This is a genomic window from Achromobacter sp. 01N37, assembly GCF_056399725.1.
Map to the genome: position 1 here is coordinate 293609 of NZ_JBFTRX010000005.1, position 18911 is coordinate 312519.

General features: G+C 64.5%; 16 protein-coding genes and 1 pseudogene. 9 read left to right on the top strand and 8 right to left on the bottom strand.

The window, feature by feature from the left end; genetic code table 11:
- Positions 1-3 precede the first annotated feature (3 nt).
- The 3 genes from AC1DSJ_RS12890 to AC1DSJ_RS12900 are packed head-to-tail and all read left to right on the top strand — an operon-like array spanning position 4 to position 3297.
- Complete coding sequence (locus AC1DSJ_RS12890) at positions 4-1482, top strand: AMP-binding protein (RefSeq protein WP_441370666.1); 1479 nt, start codon at positions 4-6, stop codon at positions 1480-1482.
- A gap of 3 nt (positions 1483-1485) precedes the next feature.
- Positions 1486-2157, top strand: coding sequence for an alginate O-acetyltransferase AlgF (locus AC1DSJ_RS12895; RefSeq protein ID WP_346552324.1), 672 nt, complete (start codon positions 1486-1488; stop codon positions 2155-2157).
- Positions 2158-2166: 9 nt separating this feature from the next.
- Entirely contained in the window at positions 2167-3297 is a 1131-nt protein-coding gene (locus AC1DSJ_RS12900) for an acyl-CoA dehydrogenase family protein (protein ID WP_175169661.1), read from the top strand.
- A gap of 15 nt (positions 3298-3312) precedes the next feature.
- Here AC1DSJ_RS12900 and AC1DSJ_RS12905 read toward each other — a convergent pair whose 3' ends face one another.
- The 4 genes from AC1DSJ_RS12905 to AC1DSJ_RS12920 form a co-directional block, all read right to left on the bottom strand.
- Entirely contained in the window at positions 3313-4236 is a 924-nt protein-coding gene (locus AC1DSJ_RS12905) for a DUF4434 domain-containing protein (RefSeq protein ID WP_441370665.1), read from the bottom strand.
- 86 nt (positions 4237-4322) lie between these two features.
- On the bottom strand, positions 4323-4736 hold the full coding sequence (locus AC1DSJ_RS12910) for a YidB family protein (RefSeq protein WP_054423777.1): 414 nt from the start codon (positions 4734-4736) through the stop codon (positions 4323-4325).
- A 112-nt stretch (positions 4737-4848) separates the two neighbouring features.
- Complete coding sequence (locus tag AC1DSJ_RS12915; protein ID WP_441370664.1) at positions 4849-6075, bottom strand: lytic murein transglycosylase; 1227 nt, start codon at positions 6073-6075, stop codon at positions 4849-4851.
- Positions 6076-6099: 24 nt separating this feature from the next.
- A complete protein-coding gene (locus tag AC1DSJ_RS12920; protein ID WP_441370663.1) occupies positions 6100-6924 on the bottom strand; it encodes a ferritin-like domain-containing protein in 825 nt (274 codons plus the stop codon).
- Positions 6925-7021: 97 nt separating this feature from the next.
- On the opposite strand from AC1DSJ_RS12920, the gene AC1DSJ_RS12925 reads away from it, so the two are divergent.
- A complete protein-coding gene (locus AC1DSJ_RS12925; protein WP_441370662.1) occupies positions 7022-8152 on the top strand; it encodes a GNAT family N-acetyltransferase in 1131 nt (376 codons plus the stop codon).
- A gap of 9 nt (positions 8153-8161) precedes the next feature.
- On the opposite strand, the gene AC1DSJ_RS12930 is transcribed toward AC1DSJ_RS12925, so the two are convergent.
- Positions 8162-8632: a cyanophycin metabolism-associated DUF1854 family protein gene (locus tag AC1DSJ_RS12930; protein WP_175169657.1), complete on the bottom strand. Its 471-nt coding sequence runs from the start codon at positions 8630-8632 to the stop codon at positions 8162-8164.
- 21 nt (positions 8633-8653) lie between these two features.
- Positions 8654-10939, bottom strand: coding sequence for a cyanophycin metabolism-associated ABC transporter (locus tag AC1DSJ_RS12935; RefSeq protein ID WP_054423783.1), 2286 nt, complete (start codon positions 10937-10939; stop codon positions 8654-8656).
- 270 nt (positions 10940-11209) lie between these two features.
- Here AC1DSJ_RS12935 and cphA (AC1DSJ_RS12940) point away from each other — a divergent pair, with 270 nt between their 5' ends.
- Together cphA (AC1DSJ_RS12940) and cphA (AC1DSJ_RS12945) are read left to right on the top strand one after the other, a co-directional pair.
- Positions 11210-13825: a cyanophycin synthetase gene (gene cphA, locus AC1DSJ_RS12940; RefSeq protein ID WP_175169656.1), complete on the top strand. Its 2616-nt coding sequence runs from the start codon at positions 11210-11212 to the stop codon at positions 13823-13825.
- A 14-nt stretch (positions 13826-13839) separates the two neighbouring features.
- Positions 13840-16410, top strand: a complete 2571-nt coding sequence (cphA, locus tag AC1DSJ_RS12945) for a cyanophycin synthetase (RefSeq protein WP_441370661.1) — start codon at positions 13840-13842, stop codon at positions 16408-16410.
- Between the two features lie 121 nt (positions 16411-16531).
- On the opposite strand, the gene AC1DSJ_RS12950 is transcribed toward cphA (AC1DSJ_RS12945), so the two are convergent.
- A complete protein-coding gene (locus AC1DSJ_RS12950; RefSeq protein ID WP_276325541.1) occupies positions 16532-16654 on the bottom strand; it encodes a hypothetical protein in 123 nt (40 codons plus the stop codon).
- 369 nt (positions 16655-17023) lie between these two features.
- Here AC1DSJ_RS12950 and AC1DSJ_RS12955 point away from each other — a divergent pair, with 369 nt between their 5' ends.
- The 3 genes from AC1DSJ_RS12955 to AC1DSJ_RS12965 all read left to right on the top strand — a co-directional run bounded on the left by AC1DSJ_RS12955 (position 17024) and on the right by AC1DSJ_RS12965 (position 17867).
- Positions 17024-17224 carry a CsbD family protein gene (locus AC1DSJ_RS12955; RefSeq protein ID WP_054423793.1) on the top strand — a complete coding sequence of 67 codons (201 nt, stop codon included), beginning with the start codon at positions 17024-17026 and terminating at the stop codon, positions 17222-17224.
- Positions 17225-17268: 44 nt separating this feature from the next.
- The gene (locus tag AC1DSJ_RS12960; protein WP_006218179.1) at positions 17269-17433 is read left to right on the top strand and encodes a DUF1328 domain-containing protein; all 165 of its coding nucleotides are present in this window, start codon (positions 17269-17271) and stop codon (positions 17431-17433) included.
- Positions 17434-17528: 95 nt separating this feature from the next.
- The gene (locus AC1DSJ_RS12965) at positions 17529-17867 is read left to right on the top strand and encodes a BON domain-containing protein (protein ID WP_054423796.1); all 339 of its coding nucleotides are present in this window, start codon (positions 17529-17531) and stop codon (positions 17865-17867) included.
- Between the two features lie 97 nt (positions 17868-17964).
- On the opposite strand, the pseudogene AC1DSJ_RS12970 reads toward AC1DSJ_RS12965, so the two are convergent.
- Positions 17965-18837 (bottom strand): annotated as a pseudogene (locus tag AC1DSJ_RS12970) (PhzF family phenazine biosynthesis protein).
- Positions 18838-18911: the final 74 nt, after the last annotated feature.

Genomic DNA, 18911 nt, shown 5'->3' on the forward strand with positions numbered 1-18911 from the left:
CAGATGCGTTTCGATTTCAGCACCTACGACTTCACCGACATCACCACAAACGCCGACGCCGTGGCGGTGGTGGACGCGCAAGGCGCCATGACGTGGAGCGAATTGAAAGCCGCTACCCACGCCTGGATACTGGCGGCGGGCCATGCTGGCCTGGCGGGCGGCCACGACGCCGCGCCGCTGGCAATATCCGGCCACAAGGAAGCGGCGTTTCTGGTAGCGATATTGGGATGCTTGCGGCTGGGCGTGCCGTTCGTGCCGGTGGACGTGATCAACCCGCCCGAGCGCATTGCGCGCATCGGCCAACTGGTCAACGCCGGGCTGCGCTATGACGCGCAAGCCGACATCTTCCTGCCCGCCAGCGACGCGCCTGCGCCGCTGGCCGAAAAAGACCTGGCCTACGTCATGTTCACATCGGGCAGCACGGGCGACCCAAAAGGCGTGCAGATCGGCCGCGAAAGCGTCACGCTGTTTGCCGGCTGGATTCGCGATTGCCTGAACCTGGGCGCAGCGCCCGCGTTCATGGACCAGATGCTGTTCAGTTTCGATTTCTCGCTGTTCAACTGGGTCGGGGCGCTAGCGCTTGGCGGCACCTGCGTGCTGTGCCCGCGCGAGGTCATCGCCGAGCGTGACGCGTTCATCAAGTATCTAGCGGACACGCGCATCAACGTCTGGGCGTCTACGCCGTCGTTCGTGCGCCAACAGTTGTTCAACCCCGATTTCAATCACGTTCACCTGCCCGGCCTGCGCGTCTTCGTCTTCGGCGCCGAATCGCTGACGCCACCGATGGCGGAAGAATTGTGGCAGCGTTTTCCGAATGTGCGCATCATCAATTCCTACGGGCCGACCGAAGCCACGTGCTCCACGACGTGGGTCGAAATCGACGCTGCCCTGCGCGCCGCCGCGCCGAATCCGTTTCCCATCGGCCGCGCCAAGCCCTATGCCGACGTGTTCATCGAGAACGGTGAAATCAGCATCGCAGGCGACCACGTCATGCGCGGCTACCTGAACCGCCCCGACCTGAACGCCACCCGCATGTTCACGCGCAATGGCAAACGCGGCTATCGCAGCGGGGATTTGGGCGAGATCGATAATCAAGGCCTAGTCACCTTCCGTGGCCGTATCGACGACCAGATCAAGCTGCACGGCTATCGCATCGAACTCGCCGAAATTGATGCCGCCATCGCCACACTGCCCGGCGTGCGCGCAGGCGCCACCGTTGCGCTGCGCCGCCCCGACGGCGCCATTGTGCGGCTGATCGGCTTTGTTGAACCGGCGGCTTCCGGCCCTGACGGCGTGCAGCCGCTGCCGCCAGACCTGCACGAGTGGAAAGCCGTGCTGGGCCGGCGTCTGCCGCCCTACATGATCCCGTCAGAACTCGTCGCTTGCCATCGCTTCCCGACGACCAGCACGGACAAGGCAGATCGCAAACAGCTGGCGCGCCTGTACCTGGACGCCCGCCTCAGCAAAAAACCGGAGTCTTGAATCATGTTCATTCCTTCCCGCCTGGCGGTGGCCGTTGCGCTGACTGCACTTGCCGGCAACGCAGCCGCTGAAGGCGCGTTCGCGCAGTTGTATGCCGCCCGTCCGCCCGCCGGCTCGTCATTCGTGCGCATCGTGAACCCTGACGCAACGCCGTTGCGCGTGCAGATCGCCAACGGCCCGGCGCAGGAACCCGGCGCGGCCAAGCCCGCCACCACCTACGCCATCGTCAAAGGCAATCAGCCCTTCACCGTGCAGGTGGATGGCAAGCCCGCCGCCACATTGCAGGTCGCGCCTGACACCTTCAGCACGCTGATTCCGAAGCGCGATGGCGGCACGCTGACGTTCGCCGTTATCGATGACAGCAACGGCGCGCAGGACGCGCTGAAGGCGGAACTGCGCTTCTACAACCTGGCGGCCGATTGCGCGGCTGGGCAATTGAGCGTGAGCCCCTCCGGCCCCGTGCTGTTCCAGGACGTCAAACCCGGCGCCGCCGCCGCCCGCGCCATCAACCCGGTCAGCGCCACTTTGGCCACGGGCTGCGGCGCGGCGGTCTCGCCCCCGCAACCGCTGCCCGCGCTGCAACCCGGCGACCACTACAGCCTGTTCCTGACCGGCACCGCCGCCGCGCCCGTCCTGCGCGGGCAGGTCAGCGCCACGGACCCGTACAGCCGCTAAGGAGGCATCATGCGACGCGTATTCCGGGATGACCACGAACTGTTCCGCGACCAAGTGCGGCGCTTTGTCGCCAGCGAAATCGCGCCCCACTACGCCGAATGGGAAAAGGCCGGCGTCACGCCGCGTGCGCTGTGGAAGCGTGCCGGCGACGAAGGCCTGCTCAACTGCGCCCTGCCCGACCCTTACGGACTGGGCGGTGACTTCGGCCATTCCGCCGTCGTGATCGAGGAGCTGGCGCATGCCAATTTCCTGGGCATCGGCTTTTCGATTCATTCGGACATGGTGTCGCCCTATCTGCTGAACTTTGGCACCGATGCGCAGAAAGACCGCTGGCTRCCCGCCATGACGCGGGGTGACGTCATCGGCGCCATTGCGCTGACCGAACCCGGCGCGGGCAGCGATCTCAAAGCTATCCGCACGCGCGCGCGCCGCGATGGCGACAGCTACGTGCTGAGCGGCCAGAAAACGTTCATCACCAATGGCGTGAACGCCGGCCTGGCGATCGTGTTGGCCAGCACTGACCCTGACCTGGGAGCGCGCGGCTTGTCGTTGTTCTGCGTTGAGGAAAACCTGCCCGGCTACACCAAGGGCACCGCGCTGAACAAAATCGGCCAGCACAGCCAGGACACGTGCGAGCTGTACTTTGACGATGTCCGCGTGCCGGCCGATTGCCTGCTGGGCCAAGAGAACGCCGCCTTCGAATATATGACGCGTGAACTCGCCCGCGAACGGCTGGCAATTGCCTTGCGCGCGGCGGCCTCGGTCGAAGGCATGCTGGATGAAGCCGCGCAGTACACGCGCGACCGCAAGGTCTTCAGCCGCCGCGTCATCGACTACCAGAACACCCGCTTCAAACTGGCCAACGCGCGTGCGCAAACGACGATGCTGCGCGTGTTCCTGGACGATTGCCTGGCGCGGCAAATGGAAGGCGAACTGGACCCCACCACCGCCGCCATCGCCAAACTGAATGCCACCGAAATCCAGGGGCGCGTGCTGGACGACCTGCTGCAAATGTACGGCGGCTATGGGTATATGGCGGAGTACGGCATTGGCCGCGCCTGGGTGGACGCGCGCGCGTTGCGCATCTTTGGCGGCACCAGTGAAGTCATGCTGGAAATTATCGGCCGCAGCTTCAACTGAGCCGGGCGGGCGCGCTTAGACGCGCGCCGCCAGCCAGGCACGCATCAGCGCGCGCGCTTCGGGAGTGTTGTCGATCACCCAAGGTTCCATGGCGAACGCCACGACGCGCTTGGCGCCGTAGCCGCGAGCCACTTCCCACTGCTGCTTCACGCGGTCAAAGTCAGCCGAACGCGCCTTGAAGGTAGACCCATCGGTGCTGCCCGAAGGCAGCTCTTCGAACAGTTCCAGGATCAGGTCGAACGAGGCGCGGCGCGCCAGCAGCATGTCATGCAGCGGCGCCAGCGCCTGATAGTTCGCCAGGCCCGCCACGCCCACGCCATCCTGAATCATCGGATGGATGCGCACGCGATCCAGAATGCCGCTCCACAGCTTCATCAGCGAGCCCTCGGTGGGCAGGCGGCTGTGATAAGTGGAGATGCAAGGCACGCCGCGGCTGGTTGCCTGCGCCGTGCGCGAAAACGCGTCCAGCCACGGGATCAGCTGCGCCTGCCTTTCTTCAGACGCCCAGTTGTATTGCTCAAGTTCGTAGGGCAGATACCAGCCGCGAAACGCGCGGCGCTTGGGCCAGGGCGCGGACTCCATATACGCCACGCCACGGGCGCGCGTCTGGTCCAGATAACCGGTAAACGCCGCCTTGTCCTTGCCGGCCAGCACATCCCACCAGCGCTGGTCATAAGGCAGGCCCACATGCACGCCCAGCCCCTGGTGTTCGGCTTCGTCGAAGATCATGCGCAGCACGGCGTCGGGCGCCATCCAGTCATCCGGACGGCCGCCTTCCAGGCCCACCCATTGCAGGAAGATCTCGCGGCAGCCCAGCCGGCGATACGCCGACAAGCGCACGCGCCAGTCTTCAGGCTTCAGCTCCAGGTGGCTGCGCCACAGTTGCAGGAACGTGGCGTTCAAGGACAGGGGCGGCGCGCAAGCGGCCAGCGGGGCCAAGGCGCCCAGCGCCAGTGCCTGAAACAGGCGCCGGCGGGTGGGGGATGCAAGCAGACAGCGTGTCAGGAGAAGATCCTGTACCGTCTTTAACCGCGGTTACCGAACAAGCCGCCCAGCGAGGCCAGCAGGTCGGTCGGGTTGAAGGGCTGGCCGGGTTGCACCTCGCCTTGCGGCGTGGCCTTGTCGACCAGTTGCGGCAACAACGACGACAGCGAACCCAAGACGGAATCCGTGTCCTGGCCGGTTTTGGCGGCCAGTTCATTGACGACGCCAGGGTCCAGCACCGCGCCAAGCTGGTCGGGGCTGACCGGCAGGTTCTGGCCTGTGCCGACCCAGGACGCCACGATTTCGCTTAAACCGCCCTTCTGGAAGCTGGCGATCAGGCCGCTCAGCCCACCCGGGTACTTGTTCAATTGTTCGATCAGGGCAGGCAGCAATGACGCGGAGCCCCCTTGCTGACCGCCACCGGCCATCGAGGCCAAGGTATCCAACAGACTCATCATCGTGCTCCTGAAAAATCGGAAAACCAGTATAGGGCGGTGGCTGGCGTAACGCATGTCAGCCCCGTTACCGGGGGCCGGATCTTTGCAAAACTTGTAAATCTGGCGGGGTTCAGCCCGGTGCTTTACTGGCGGCGGACGCTTTCAGTGCCTTCAATGCCTTCTGCCCCGCGCGGCCGTCCGGGGGCAAACCCAGTTCGCGCTGCGCGGCCTGCAAGGCTTGACGCGTCCGGGCGCCGATCATGCCATCGGGTTCGCCGACGTCATAGCCTTTGGCAATCAGCAGCCGTTGCAGCTCGCGCCGTTCCGCCCGCGACAGGCCGGGGTCATCGGTTGGCCAGGCTTGAACTAGCGGCCCACCGCCACGCAGCCGATCCGAAAGATGCGCGATGGCCAGCGCATAGCTTTCCGCGGCGTTGTACGAATACAGCGCATCGAAATTGCGCGTGACCAGGAAGGCGGGGCCGTTGCGTCCAGCGGGCAGCAACAGGCCTGCGGGGGTGTCGCCGACCGGCAAGGCTTGCCCATCCACGCGCGTCACCCCTTGCTTGGCCCACGACGACATCGGACGCTTGTTCTTGCGCCCGGCGCCCGATGTGTCCAGCCCAGCAGGCAGTTTGACCTCGTAGCCCCAGGCCAGCGACGGATTCCAGCCGGCGCGCTTCAAGAAATTGGCAGTAGACGCCAGTGCATCGGGCACGCTGTCGACCAGATCGCGGCGGCCATCGCCATCAAAATCCACGGCTAGCCGCAAGTAGGTGGACGGCATGAACTGCGTCTGGCCGAACGCGCCCGCCCAGGAGCCCACCAGCCGGTCGGGCGCGATGTGCTCGTCCTGGATGATCTTCAGCGTCGAGAAGAACTCACCCCGGAAATACGCCTGGCGGCGGCCAAAGCACGACAGCGTCGACAGCGAGGTCAGCAGCGGCCGGCCACCCAGCGTACGGCCGAAATTGCTTTCCACGCCCCACACCGCCGCAATGGTGGCCGGGTCTACGCCATAGCGCGACGCGGCGCGGTCCAGGTCGGACTGCCAGCGCGCCATGCCCGCCTTGCCATCCGCCACGCGCTCGTCATCGACCAGCCCGGCCATGTAATCCCAGATGGGCGTCTTGAATTCGGGCTGGGCGTCCAGCAGGTCAATCACCGCCATGTCGGGCGTCAGGCCCGCGGTGTGCGTATCGAAGGTGGCGCCGGACACACCCGCTTTCAGCGCAGGGCCGCGCAATTGCGCGAGGCAGGTGGCGAATGGGTCAGCGGCGTGGGCGGTCGCGATGCAAAGCGCCCCCGCCAAGGTCACGGCGGCGCGGGGTAGCACGGAGGCCAATCGGATGGTCATGCGAAGAATTCCTTTGGGGTCGAATCAACCCGCTTGCAGCGCGGCGAGTTCGGCGTCGTCGAAGCCGGCCGCACGGCGGGCCTCCAGGTTGAAGGGGCCGCGCAAGCGGGGGGCGTCATAGCGCTGCGCCAGATCGGCATAGCAGGCCACGGGTTCGTGGCCCGCTTGCGAGCAAAGCAGTTTGAACCAGTGGTTGCCGATGGCGACGTGGCCGATCTCATCGCGCAGGATGATGTCCACAATGGCGGCGCTATCCGCATCCCCCGCCCCGGCCAATTTGTTGCGGATCATCGGCGACGCATCCAGGCCGCGCGCCTCCAGCGTGCGGGGCACCAGCGCCAGCCGGGCCAGCAGGTCGCCGCGCGTGCGTTCGGCCATGTCCCACAAGCCGTTGTGCGCCGGAAAATCCCCATAGGCATAGCCCAAGGTGTCCAGCCGCTGGCGCAGCAGATCGAAGTGATAGGCCTCTTCGCGGGCGACACGCAGCCAATCCCGGTAGAACGCATCGGGCATACCGGCGAAGCGCCAGAGGATGTCCAGCGCCAGATTGACCGCGTTGAATTCAATATGGGCCAGCGCGTGCAGCAACGCCGCGCGCCCTTCCAGCGTGGCCATGGAGCGGTGCTTGACCAGCGCGGGCGCAACCAGCTCCGGCCTCGCGGGCCGGCCGGGCAAGCCTTCCGGCGCCGAGAATTCGCGCTGGCAGTCCATCACGGCGCTATCGCTGATTGCGCGTACCGCCGCCATTTTCTCGGGCCACTCGCGCGCGGCAAGCGCGGCGAGAGCCTGGCCGCGAAGGCAGTTCGAGCCTGACCCTTCCTTGGCGGAAGGGGTCGTGTTGCTATCCATGATGTCTGCGAATCCCAAGCGGCGCGAAGCCGCTGCAAAACCTGAAAAAACGAACGGTTTCAAGACCGTGCGTTGACGAAGACTTTATCATTCACGAATGGATTCCCTGCGCTTGACCATTGAAACCGACCTGTCCCGCATCGACGCCCAAGCCTGGGACGCGTTGGCCGGGGACCAGCCCTTTCTGCGGCACGCGTTTTTGTGCGCGCTGCACGAAACGGGCTGCGCCGCGCCCGAGACGGGTTGGGCGCCGCATTATCTGGCGCTGTGGCGCGATGGTGGGCTGGTCGCAGCCACCCCGCTCTATCTGAAATCCCATTCTCGTGGCGAATACGTATTCGACTACGCCTGGGCCGACGCCTTCCAGCGCCACGGCATGCGCTACTACCCCAAGCTGCTGTCGGCCATCCCCTTCACGCCGGTGACGGGTCCGCGCCTGCTGGCATCTAACGATGAAGACCGCGCCACGCTCGTGCGGGGTTTGGTGGCCTTTGCCGAAGAGGTCAAAGTGTCGTCGCTGCATCTGCTGTTTCCGTCTGACGCCGATATGCGCGTGCTGCGCGAAGCCGGTTTCATGATTCGCGAGAGCGTGCAGTTTCATTGGACCAACGACGGCTTTGCGGACTTTGATGCGTTCCTGGCGCGAATGAGCCACGACAAGCGCAAGAAAATCCGGCAAGACAGAAAGAAGGTGGCCGCGGCCGGGCTGGCGTTCCGGTGGCTGCGCGGCAGCGATATTCAAGAGGCCGATCTGGCCTTCTTCTATGACTGCTATTGCCGCACGTATTTTCAGCACGGCAACCCGCCCTATCTGAATCGCGACTTCTTTCTGCGCGCCTACCGCGATCAACCCGATGCCTTTGTGCTGATCATGGCCGAGCGCGAGGGCGAGCCGGTGGCGGCGGCGTTAAATCTGGCGGGCGGCGATGCGCTTTACGGGCGCTATTGGGGCGCGACGGAATACGTGCCGGGGCTGCATTTCGAGACCTGCTACATGCAGTCCATCGCGTATTGCATCGCGCACGGCATTGCACGTTTCGAAGGTGGCGCGCAGGGCGAACACAAAATGGCGCGCGGCCTGTTGCCCACGCCAACGTGGTCGGCGCATTGGGTCGCCCACCCCGGTTTCGCCGAGGCGATCCAGAACTTCCTGAACGAAGAGACCTCGGCGGTGACGGACTATTTGGGTGAATTGGAAGCGCACACGCCGTTCAAGGGCAGCGCGTAGGCAACGCGTTTACAGGAACCGGTCCAGCAGTTTGCGGCTGTGCTTGTCCAGCGACAGGATGTCGCGCACCAGATAGAAGATGCCGTGGCTGTCGGCGATCAGCAGCGTCTGCGGGCTGAGCCGGCGGATGTCTTCTTCGCCGCGCAGCGTGAACGACGTCGGGCCGCGATCGGTTTCCACCTTCCAGGTGCTGGGCGTGGCAAACGTGGACACGCTGGCCAGCTTGCGGATTTCGGGCATGAATTCACGGCCCGCCAACTCTTCCTCGATCAGCGCGCGCGGCTCAGCCGGAACGTCGGACAGGTGTTCGATCCACACCAGCTCGTGGCCGTCGGCAGTCACCAGCGACAGGCCGCGGCCCGCTTCACTGATCGGAAAGGCGCGCACGGGCAAAACGCCTTCGTGCATTTCGCCATCGGCGGATTGGTATTCCAGGCGCCCGAAGGCATTGCGGCGCAATTGAAAGGTGGGCAACGTCATGACGATAATCCTGGGTCCGCGTCAGGCCACGGCGGCGATGTTTTCGCCGTCCGACGCTTGGGCGTCGGCTTCCGCCTGGCGCGCCTGCGCCTGGTAGAGACGATAGTAGGCGCCCTCGCGGGCCATCAATTCTTCGTGCGGCCCTTGCTCCACGATCTGGCCACGATCCAGCACAACCAGGCGATCTGCTTTGCGCAGCGTGCTCAGGCGGTGCGCGATGGCGATGGTGGTGCGGCCGCGCACCAGATTGTCCAGCGCCTTCTGGATTTCCTTTTCCGTGGTGGTATCCACCGACGACGTGGCTTCGTCCAGGATCAGGATGCGCGGGTCGATCAGCAAGGCGCGCGCAATCGAAATACGCTGGCGTTCACCGCCCGACAAGGCCTGGCCGCGCTCACCCACCAGCGAATCGTAGCCATGCGGCAGGCGCAGAATGAACTCGTGCGCATGCGCCGCGCGGGCGGCGGCCACGATTTCATCGCGCGTGGCGTCAGGCTTGCCGTAGGCGATGTTCTCGGCAATGGTGCCGAAGAACAGGAACGGCTCTTGCAGCACCAAACCAATATTGCGGCGGTAATCGGCCACACGCACCGAACGGATGTCGGCGCCATCCACCAGCACCGCGCCTTCGGACACGTCGTAGAAGCGGCAGATCAGGTTGATCAGCGTGCTCTTGCCCGACCCGCTATGGCCTACCAAGCCGATCATCTCGCCCGGGGCGATGGTCAGGTCCAGCCCGCGAATCACTTGGCGATTACCGTAGCGGAACCCCACATCGCGCAGTTCGATGCGGCCGTTGATGTGCGGCAGCTTGGCCGGATTCTGCGGTTCGGGAACGCTGGAAACGTGGTCGAGAATATCGAAGATGCGCTTGGCGCCCGCGGCTGCTTTCTGCGTCACCGAGACGATGCGGCTCATGGAATCCAGGCGCAAATAAAAGCGCCCGATATACGCCAGGAACGCGGCCAGCACGCCCACCGTAATCTGCTTCTGCGACACCTGCCAGATACCGAAAATCCACACCACCAGCAGGCCCACTTCCGTCAGCAACGTGACCGTGGGCGAGAACAGCGACCACGTCGTGTTCACACGGTCGTTCACTTCCAGGTTGCGGTTATTGGCTTCGCGAAAGCGCGCCACTTCGCGCTTTTCCTGTGCAAACGCCTTGACCACGCGGATGCCCGGAATGGTGTCCGCCAGCACGTTGGTGATCTCGGACCAGATGCGGTCGACCTTTTCAAAGCCGTGGCGCAAGCGGTCGCGCACCGCGTGGATCATCCAGATAATGAACGGCAGCGGCACCAGCGTAACCAGCGCCAGCCAGGGGTTGATGGACACCAGAATTACCGCCGTCATGACGATCATCAGGATGTCGGTGGCGAAGTCCAGCAGATGCAAAGACAGGAACACGCAAATGCGGTCGGTCTCGCTACCGATACGGGAAATCAGATCGCCCGTGCGCTTGCCGCCGAAATACTCCAGCGACAGCTGCTGCAAGTGTTCATAGGTGGTGGTGCGCAAGTCGGCGCCGATACGCTCACTGACCCACGCCAGAATGTAGGTGCGCGCCCAGCCCAGCCCCCAGGCCAGGATGGCGGACGCCAAGAGGCCGCTCAGGTAGAGGCGGACCTTGCTGTAATCAATGGGCGCGCCGTTCTGGAACGGAATCAGCACGTCGTCCATCAGCGGCATCGTCAGGTACGGCGGCACCAGGGTCGCAGCCGTGCCCAACAACGTCAGCACAAAACCGGCCAGCAAAGCGCCGCGATACGGCCGGGCAAAACGCCACAGGCGCAACAGCGCCCAGGTGGAAGACGGCGCCGCCTGCTCTTGATTGCAGGTGGGGCATTCTTCCTCGCCCGCGGGAATAACGTTATTACAGATGGTGCAGTTGCGTTCCTGCGGCGCCTCTTCCTGATGGCCGGACAGGCGGATCGCCTGTTGCGACTCGAAGTGCGACAAGAGGCGCAGCGCGGCCGGATTGCGGGCCAGCGTGAAACGCCAGATTGCCAGACGCGCGGTGTCGTCGTGCAATTCCAGCACGGCGGCGCCCGCGTGATCGGTAAGATTCAGCGTTAATTGGGGGCCATAGACCCACGATTCCCAGCCGTTATCGGCAGCATTACGAGCCAATAGGCGACGGTCGGTAGCTGCAATCAGCCCCGGCTGGAACTTCAGCCGCTGGTCCAGGTCTATTTCAACCCAGGCCAGCAAGGTTTCGCCGTCCGCTAATTCAGCGCGGATTTCATCCCGCCAGGCGGCAGGAAAGGCATCGGCAAGGCCAGAAAGCAGGTGTGGTTTTTTCATTGGAACGCATACCGGGCCAGGACTCTGCCCTACTAGGCGGCAACCGGTTTACCACCAACGGCGGCAAACGTGTCCCTTCCTTACAACACAACGAGTTCACGCCTTGAAGGCGTCGTATAGTAGCAGCCGATTTTTCTAATTAGGAATATCTGGGATCCCCCACTCGTTGGCATTATTCTTAAAGCGCAACCCCATAAATTTGCCAGTAAATTCGCGGTCTTACATAGGGGCGTCCGCGCGTGCCAACCTGCTTCTCAAGTAAATTAAAACATGAAAAAGAAAGACATTGAATTTCTCGATGTCGTGGCTTTGCGCGGCCCGAACATTTGGACGTATCGCCCGGTCCTTGAAGCGTGGGTGGATATTGGTGAGTTGGAGGACTATCCGTCCAACACCATTCCCGGGTTTTACGAGCGCCTGTCTGAATGGTTGCCGTCGCTGATCGAGCACCGTTGCAGCCCCGGCGTCCGCGGCGGCTTCCTGGCCCGCCTGAAAGAAGGCACCTGGCCCGGCCACATTCTTGAACATGTCACGCTGGAATTGCAGAACCTGGCCGGCTTGCGCGGCGGTTTCGGCAAAGCCCGCGAAACGTCGACCCGCGGCGTCTACAAAGTGGTGGTGCGCGCCTGGCAGGAACAGGTCACCCGCACGGCGCTGAACGAAGCCCGCGACCTGGTCATGGCGGCCATTGAAGACCGCCCGTTCGACGTACCCGCCACGATTGCCAAGCTGCGCACGCTGGTGGACCGGCACTGCCTGGGCCCCAGCACCGCCTGCATCGTGGACGCGGCCGATGACCGCGACATTCCCTACATCCGCCTGTTCGAGGGCAACCTTGTGCAGTTCGGCTACGGATCGGCCCAGCGCCGCATCTGGACGGCCGAAACCGACCGCACCAGCGCCATCGCCGAAGGCATTTCGCGCGACAAGGACCTGACCAAGGAACTGCTGTCGACCTGCGGCGTGCCGGTGCCGGAAGGCCGCCTGGTGCGCAGCGAAGACGACGCCTGGGAAGCGGCCGAAGACATCGGCCTGCCCGTCGTGGTCAAGCCGTACGACGGCAACCACGGCCGTGGCGTATTCACCAACCTGACGACCCGCGAAGAGGTGGTGTCCGCCTACCGCGTGGCGGTGGACGAAGGCAGCGGCGTGATCGTCGAGCGCTTCGTGTTGGGCAACGAACACCGTTTGCTGGTGGTGGGCAACCGCATGGTGGCCGCCGCCGCCGGCGAACCGGCCTGGGTGACGGGCGACGGCAAGTCCACCATTACCGAACTGATCGACAACCAGATCAATATCGACCCGCGCCGTGGCCGCACTGAAAACCATCCGCTGAACTTTGTGCGCCTGGATTCCGCCGCCCGGCTGGAAATTGCGCGCCAGGGCATGTCGGAAGACAGCGTGCCGGCCGACGGCCAGCGCGTGTTGGTGCAGCGCAGCGGCAACGTCGCCTTCGACGTGACCGACCGCGTGCACCCGAGCATTGCCGCCACCGTGACGCTGGCCGCCCGCGTGGTGGGCCTGGATATCGCGGGCGTGGACCTGGTGGCCGAAGACATCACCCGGCCGCTGGCTGAGCAGCGCGGCGCCATCGTGGAAGTCAACGCCGGCCCCGGTCTGCTGATGCACCTGAAGCCCGCTGACGGCACGCCGCGCCCGGTGGGCCGCGCCATCGTCGACCATCTGTTCCCCGAAGGCGATGCGGGCCGCATCCCCATCGTGGGCGTCACCGGCACCAACGGCAAAACCGTGGTCGCGCGACTGGTTGCCCGCCTGCTGCATCTGTCGGGCAAGCGCACGGGCCTGGCTTGCAGCGAAGGCCTGTACCTGGACCGCCGCCTGGTGCAAAAGGGCGACCGCGCCGACTTCGCGTCGGGCACCCGCCTGCTGATGAACCGCAACGTGGATGCCGCCGTCATCGAAAACGACAGCGGCGTCATTCTGGGCCAAGGCCTGGCTTATGACCGCTGCCAAGTTGGCGTCGTCACCAACATCGACGACGCCGACCATCTGGGCGACTTCGACATCAACGAAACGGAGCGCATGTTCAATGTGTTCCGCACGCAGGTTGACGTGGTGCTGCCGACGGGCGCCGCCGTGCTCAACGCACGCGACCCGCGCGTGGTGGAAATGGCCGAGCTGTGCGACGGCGCCGTGATCTTCTTCGGCATCGACCCCGCCCTGCCCGCCATCGCCGCGCATCTGCAACAAGATGGCCGCGCCGTATTCGTGCGCGACGGCAGCATCATCCTGGCGCAAGGCGCCCGCGAAGAACGGCTGGCCGATGTGGCCGCGATTCCGCTGACGCACGGCGGACGCGTGGCCTTCCAGGTGGAAAACGTGCTGGCCGCCGTGGGCTCCGCCTGGGCGCTGGACATCCCCGTGGAACTGATCCGCGCCGGCATCGAAACCTTCGATATCGACCAGGCCGACGCGCCGTGGCAGTTCACGCTGTTTGAGCGTAACGGCGGCACCGTGGTGGTTGACGACGTGCACAACGCCTCGGCGTTGCGCCCGCTGATCGCCGCCATCGACCAGTTCCCGTCGACGACGCGCGCCGCGGTTTACTCCGCCGGCGCCGACCGCCGCGATGCCGATCTGATCGAACAGGGCCGCCTGCTGGGCGACGCCTTTGACCGCGTCGTGCTCTATGACGACAAGACGGTCAAGAGCAAGCGCCCCGACGGCGAGGCGCGCGCGCTGCTGCGCCAGGGCTTGTCGCAAGGCAGCCGCGTGAAAGACATCCAGGACGAGCCAGACCATGGCAAAGCCATCGAGAGCGTGCTGAACGGCATCGCGGCGGGCGACTTCGCGCTGCTGCAATCCGACGAAGCCTTCTCTGGCCCCACCATCGATCTGGTGCGCCGCTGGATTCAACAATACTGACAGGAATACCTGCCATGGAAGTTTCCCGTATCCGGGCCCTGCGCGGCCCCAATCTGTGGAGCAAGAACACCGCGATCGAGGCCATTGTTTCGTGCGCCGACGCCGAGTGCTCCATCGACAACCTGCCCGAGTTCGAAGCCCGCCTGCGCGCACGCCTGCCACAGATGGGGCTGATGCGCCCGGAAGGCCATCAAGACGCCGTGTCGATTGCCCACGTTTTGCAGATCGTAGCGTTGACGATGCAGGCGCACGCCGGCTGCCCCGTCACCTTCGGCCGCACGCACTCGACCATCGAGCCCGGCGTGTTCCAGGTCGTTGTCGAATACAGCGAAGAAGAAGTCGGCCTGCTGGCGATGGACCTGGCGCAGCAGCTCGTGCGCGCCGCGTTGGATGACACGCCGTTCGACCTGGCTGACGCGCTCAAGCGCCTGCGTGAACTGGACGAAGACGTGCGCCTGGGACCCAGCACCGGGGCCATCGTGAACGCGGCCGTCGTGCGCAATATTCCGTTCCGCCGCCTGACGCAAGGCAGCATGGTGCAGTTTGGCTGGGGCAGCAAGCAGCGCCGCATCCAGGCCGCCGAAACCGACCTGACCAGCGCCATCTCGGAATCGATCGCGCAAGACAAAGACCTGACCAAGATGCTGCTGGACGCCGCCGGCGTGCCGGTGCCGATGGGCCGTTCCGTGACCACGGCTGAAGAAGCCTGGGAAGCCGCGCAGGAATTGAACGGCCCCGTGGTCGTCAAGCCGCGCGACGGCAGTCAGGGGCGCGGCGTGGCGGTCAACATCGAGACGCGCGAGCGTGTGATCCAGGCCTTTGAAGTGGCCGAAGAAATCAGCTCGGAAGTCATCGTTGAACGCTATATTCCCGGCCACGATTTCCGCTTGCTGGTGGTGGGCGGCGCGCTGGTGGCGGCATCGCGCCGTGACCCGCCGCAAGTCACGGGCGACGGCCAGCAGACCATCCGCCAACTGGTGGACCAGGTCAACGCCGACCCCTTGCGCGGCGATGGCCACGCAACGTCACTGACCAAGATCCGCTTTGACGACATTGCGTTGGCCACGCTGAAAAAGCAGGGCTTCGACGCCGATTCCGTGCCGCCTCCCGGCACGCTGATCTTCCTGCGCAATAACGCCAACCTGAGCACGGGCGGCTCGGCCACTGACGTGACCGACGAAGTGCACCCCGAGATGGCCGCGCGCGCCGTCTCGGCTGCCCGCATGATCGGCCTGGATATCTGCGGTGTGGACGTGGTGGCGCAAAGCGTGCACTACCCGCTTGAAGAGCAGCACGGCGGCGTGGTGGAAGTGAACGCCGCGCCCGGCCTGCGCATGCACTTGAACCCCTCGTTCGGCAAGGGCCGCCCGGTGGGCGAGGCCATCATCGCCAACATGTACGCCGACGGCGACGACGGCCGGATTCCCGTCGTGGCCGTGGCCGGCACCAACGGCAAAACGACCACGGTGCGCCTGACCGCCCACATTCTGGGCGCGGCCGGCAACCGCGTTGGCATGACGAATTCCGACGGCGTCTACGTAGACAACCTGCGTATCGACACGGGTGATTGCAGCGGCCCGCGCAGCGCCCGCAGCGTGCTCATGCACCCCGACGTCGACGCCGCCGTGTTCGAAACGGCGCGCGGCGGCATCCTGCGCGAAGGCTTGGCGTTTGACCGCTGCAACGTGGCTATCGTCACCAACATCGGCATGGGCGACCACCTGGGCCTGGGCTATATCAGCACGGTGGAAGACCTGGCGGTCGTCAAGCGCGTCATCGTCCAGCATGTGCATCCGTCTGGCACGGCGGTGTTGAATGCCGCCGACCCGATCGTGGCCGAGATGGCGTCCAGCTGCCCGGGTTCGATCACCTACTTCGCCGAAGACCGCAATCACCCCGTGTTGGCCACGCATCGCGCGCAGGGCCTGCGTTCGGTGTATCGCGATGGCGACGCCATCGTGGCGGCCCAGGGTGCGGAAGAAACCCGCTTTCCGCTTGCCGAGATTCCGCTGACGCGCAACGGCACGATCACGTTCCAGGTCGAAAACGCCATGGCGTCGATTGCCGCTGCTTGGGCGTTGAACCTGGATTGGGACATCGTCCGCCGTGGCCTGGCCACCTTCGTCAACGACGCGCAGACGGCCCCCGGCCGCTTCAACGTGTTCGACTACCGCGGGGCCACGGTGATTGCGGACTACGGCCACAACCCCGACGCCATTCTGGCCCTGGTGCGCGCGGTGGACGCCATGCCCGCCAAGCGCCGGTCGGTGGTCATCAGCGGGGCGGGCGACCGCCGCGATGAAGACATCCGCATGCAGACCGAAATCCTTGGCGCGGCGTTTGACGACGTGCTGCTGTATCAGGACCAATGCCAACGTGGCCGCGCCGATGGCGAAGTGCTGGCGTTGCTGCAAGAAGGCCTGGTCGGCGCGCCGCGCACCCAGCATATCGAAGAGATCCATGGCGAGTTCCTGGCCATCGATACCGCGCTGGGTCGGCTGTCGGCCGGCGATCTGTGCCTGATCCTGGTGGACCAGGTGGAAGAGGCGCTGGAGCACATTGCGCAGCGTATCGCGCAGGGCTGACCCCGCGGCCGCAGCCTGACTGCGGCAACGGCAATGCAAACGGGGCGCTCAGGCGCCCCGTTTGCATGATTGGCCCAATCTTTCAGCCCCTACCTGGCAGCACACCTATCTGGCAGCGCCCTTACGTGCTTGGCGTCACCACTGCGGGCGCCGTGGCCTGATACCGATCCGTCACGTGCGTGCACCCTACTGCCGCCATGGCGGCCAGCGCCAGCAAGATTGCGCTGCAAAGTCGTTGCGTCATGCGTACCCTCTCCCTTTCCTGTTGATGAACCTCGACGAGTTCCGTCACGACTATACCGGGGCGCACCCCCATCGGCCAGGGCGAATATCGCGCAAAAACCCCGTATCTCCCGTTACTAGCCCCGCTCAAAAGGGGACAAAACATTGCGGGAATGTAACTCTTGAGCGGCATTTCTTGGCTGCCGATTTCCGTCGAAAAACCGGGCTGCGGGGGGCCAATTCGGCAGTTACATTTACCCACAGCCAGGTTTGACAGCCCCTATGGCCGACTCGTACGGTAGGGGCTAGCTGATCAGTGTCCAACTCAACCGCGAATGCAGGACTTATAGGCCATAAGCCTTGTGTCGCACGCAGACAAAGAGAGGTCACCATGAATAACGACATCATCGCCGGCAAGTGGAAGCAACTGACCGGCAAGGCCAAAGCGGCCTGGGGTGAACTCACCGACGACGAGTTGACCCGTACGGAAGGCAACGCCGAACGCCTGGCTGGCTTGATCCAGGAGCGTTATGGCAAGACCAAGGAAGATGCTCAGAAGGAAGTCCGGGATTTCTTCGACCGCAATCCCTGATTCCTGCCCCGCCTTGATCGGTCGAAACTTCTGGAGAAGCTGACATGTTGCATTACGCCGTAGTTTTCTTCGTCATCGCGATCATCGCGGCGGTTCTCGGCTTTGGCGGCATTGCCGCCGGGGCCGCGGGTATCGCCAAGATCCTGTTCTTTGTCTTCCTGGTGCTGGCGCTCTTGTCCATCTTGAGCGGCGCCCTTCGAAAGAAATAGAACACGCAGATAGCACGGATACCCAACACGAATATTGAACGTCTGGCGCATGAACCATCACCGCGCCAGACAATACGAAAATAAGGAGCACGACTATGGAAATTCGCAAGCTGATCGCCGCCGCCGCACTGGGTACGGGCGCTGTCTTCACTTCCATGGCATTTGCGGCCGATGACGGCAAGCCGAAGCAGTCCGTGGGCGAGTACGCCTCTGACGCGACGGTCACGACGAAGGTCAAGGCCGCCTTCGTTGCCGACAAGCAATTGAGCGCGCTGGACATTGCAGTGGAAACCAACAACGGCGTCGCCACCCTGACGGGTACCGTCGGCACCGCAGCCGAAGCCGATCACGCAGCCACCGTCACCCGTGGCGTGGAAGGCGTGAAGCAAGTGATGAACAACATCAAGGTCGACCCGGCCAAGAACAAGAAGTAAGCAAGGCCGCATTCCATACTGAGGCCTAGAGAGCCAAACGGCGCCCGTGTCTGACACGGGCGCCGTTTTTTTTGGCTGACCGGAATCGTTGATGGGCTTAGAGGGTGACGGTGCCCCGCCCGATCTCCAATGCGCGGCCGCCAACCTGGATGCGGCCATCAGCCAGCACATCAAGCAGCAAGCGGCAGGGCCGGCCCATCTGATCGCCCTGCTCGACCAGGATGCGGGCGGGCAAGGGACGCTTCTGGTGAATCAGCCAGCCGCCCAGATTCGCGCAGGCCGAACCCGTGCCGGCATCTTCGTCCACGCCGCCCCCCGCCTTGGCGAAGAAGTAGCGGGCCACGACGACCTGGCGTTCGTCTTGCACATTGCCTTCGTCGAAGGCGAACACATATAGCGTCTTGCGGCCCAGGCTGCTGACTTGCCAGCGGCTCAGCTTTGACGAATCGGGAGCAGCACGGCGCACGGCGTCAACGCTGGCCAGCGGCACCAGCAATTGGTCAGCGCCGGTATCGACTCAGATGGGATCGCCCAGCAGGTCATCGGCGTTCAGGCCGATCAGGCCGGCGATCTCGGCACGGTCCATTTCAGGCGGCGCGGTGCGCACGCCACCGGGGCATGGAGCCGTGAAGGTCCAGGTATCGCCACTGGCTTGCACGGGCACGACGCCGGCCTTGAATTCGAGCGTCAGCGCATCGCCGGTTTGGCGCAGATCGCGCACCACTTGCGAGGTGCCGATGGTGGGGTGCCCCGCGAACTTCATTTCGTAGCCGGGCGTGAAGATGCGCACGTGCGCATCCGCCTGTTCGGACGGCAGGATGAAGGTGGTTTCGGAAAGATTGAACTGGGCCGCCAGATTCAGCATGGTGGCGTCGTCCAAGCCGCGCGCGTCTTCGAACACGCACAGCTGGTTGCCGCTGAAGGGGGTAGACGCGAAAACGTTGAGCAGGCGAAACGCGTAAGAAGTCATGAAGAGGCGTGTAGAAGAAGGCCGCCGGCCAGTCCGGCGCAGCCTTCCACTGTATCGCAGCGCCCGGCCTCAGG

Bases quoted from the DNA above. Each gene is read 5' to 3' on its own strand.
- AC1DSJ_RS12890 (WP_441370666.1), top strand. From the start codon at position 4: ATGCGTTTCGATTTCAGCACCTACGACTTCACCGACATCACCACAAAC.
- AC1DSJ_RS12895 (WP_346552324.1), top strand. From the start codon at position 1,486: ATGTTCATTCCTTCCCGCCTGGCGGTGGCCGTTGCGCTGACTGCACTT.
- AC1DSJ_RS12910 (WP_054423777.1), bottom strand. From the start codon at position 4,736: ATGAGTCTGTTGGATACCTTGGCCTCGATGGCCGGTGGCGGTCAGCAA.
- AC1DSJ_RS12915 (WP_441370664.1), bottom strand. From the start codon at position 6,075: ATGACCATCCGATTGGCCTCCGTGCTACCCCGCGCCGCCGTGACCTTG.
- AC1DSJ_RS12920 (WP_441370663.1), bottom strand. From the start codon at position 6,924: ATGGATAGCAACACGACCCCTTCCGCCAAGGAAGGGTCAGGCTCGAAC.
- AC1DSJ_RS12925 (WP_441370662.1), top strand. From the start codon at position 7,022: ATGGATTCCCTGCGCTTGACCATTGAAACCGACCTGTCCCGCATCGAC.
- AC1DSJ_RS12930 (WP_175169657.1), bottom strand. From the start codon at position 8,632: ATGACGTTGCCCACCTTTCAATTGCGCCGCAATGCCTTCGGGCGCCTG.
- AC1DSJ_RS12935 (WP_054423783.1), bottom strand. From the start codon at position 10,939: ATGAAAAAACCACACCTGCTTTCTGGCCTTGCCGATGCCTTTCCTGCC.
- cphA (WP_175169656.1), top strand. From the start codon at position 11,210: ATGAAAAAGAAAGACATTGAATTTCTCGATGTCGTGGCTTTGCGCGGC.
- cphA (WP_441370661.1), top strand. From the start codon at position 13,840: ATGGAAGTTTCCCGTATCCGGGCCCTGCGCGGCCCCAATCTGTGGAGC.
- AC1DSJ_RS12950 (WP_276325541.1), bottom strand. From the start codon at position 16,654: ATGACGCAACGACTTTGCAGCGCAATCTTGCTGGCGCTGGCCGCCATG.
- AC1DSJ_RS12955 (WP_054423793.1), top strand. From the start codon at position 17,024: ATGAATAACGACATCATCGCCGGCAAGTGGAAGCAACTGACCGGCAAG.
- AC1DSJ_RS12960 (WP_006218179.1), top strand. From the start codon at position 17,269: ATGTTGCATTACGCCGTAGTTTTCTTCGTCATCGCGATCATCGCGGCG.
- AC1DSJ_RS12965 (WP_054423796.1), top strand. From the start codon at position 17,529: ATGGAAATTCGCAAGCTGATCGCCGCCGCCGCACTGGGTACGGGCGCT.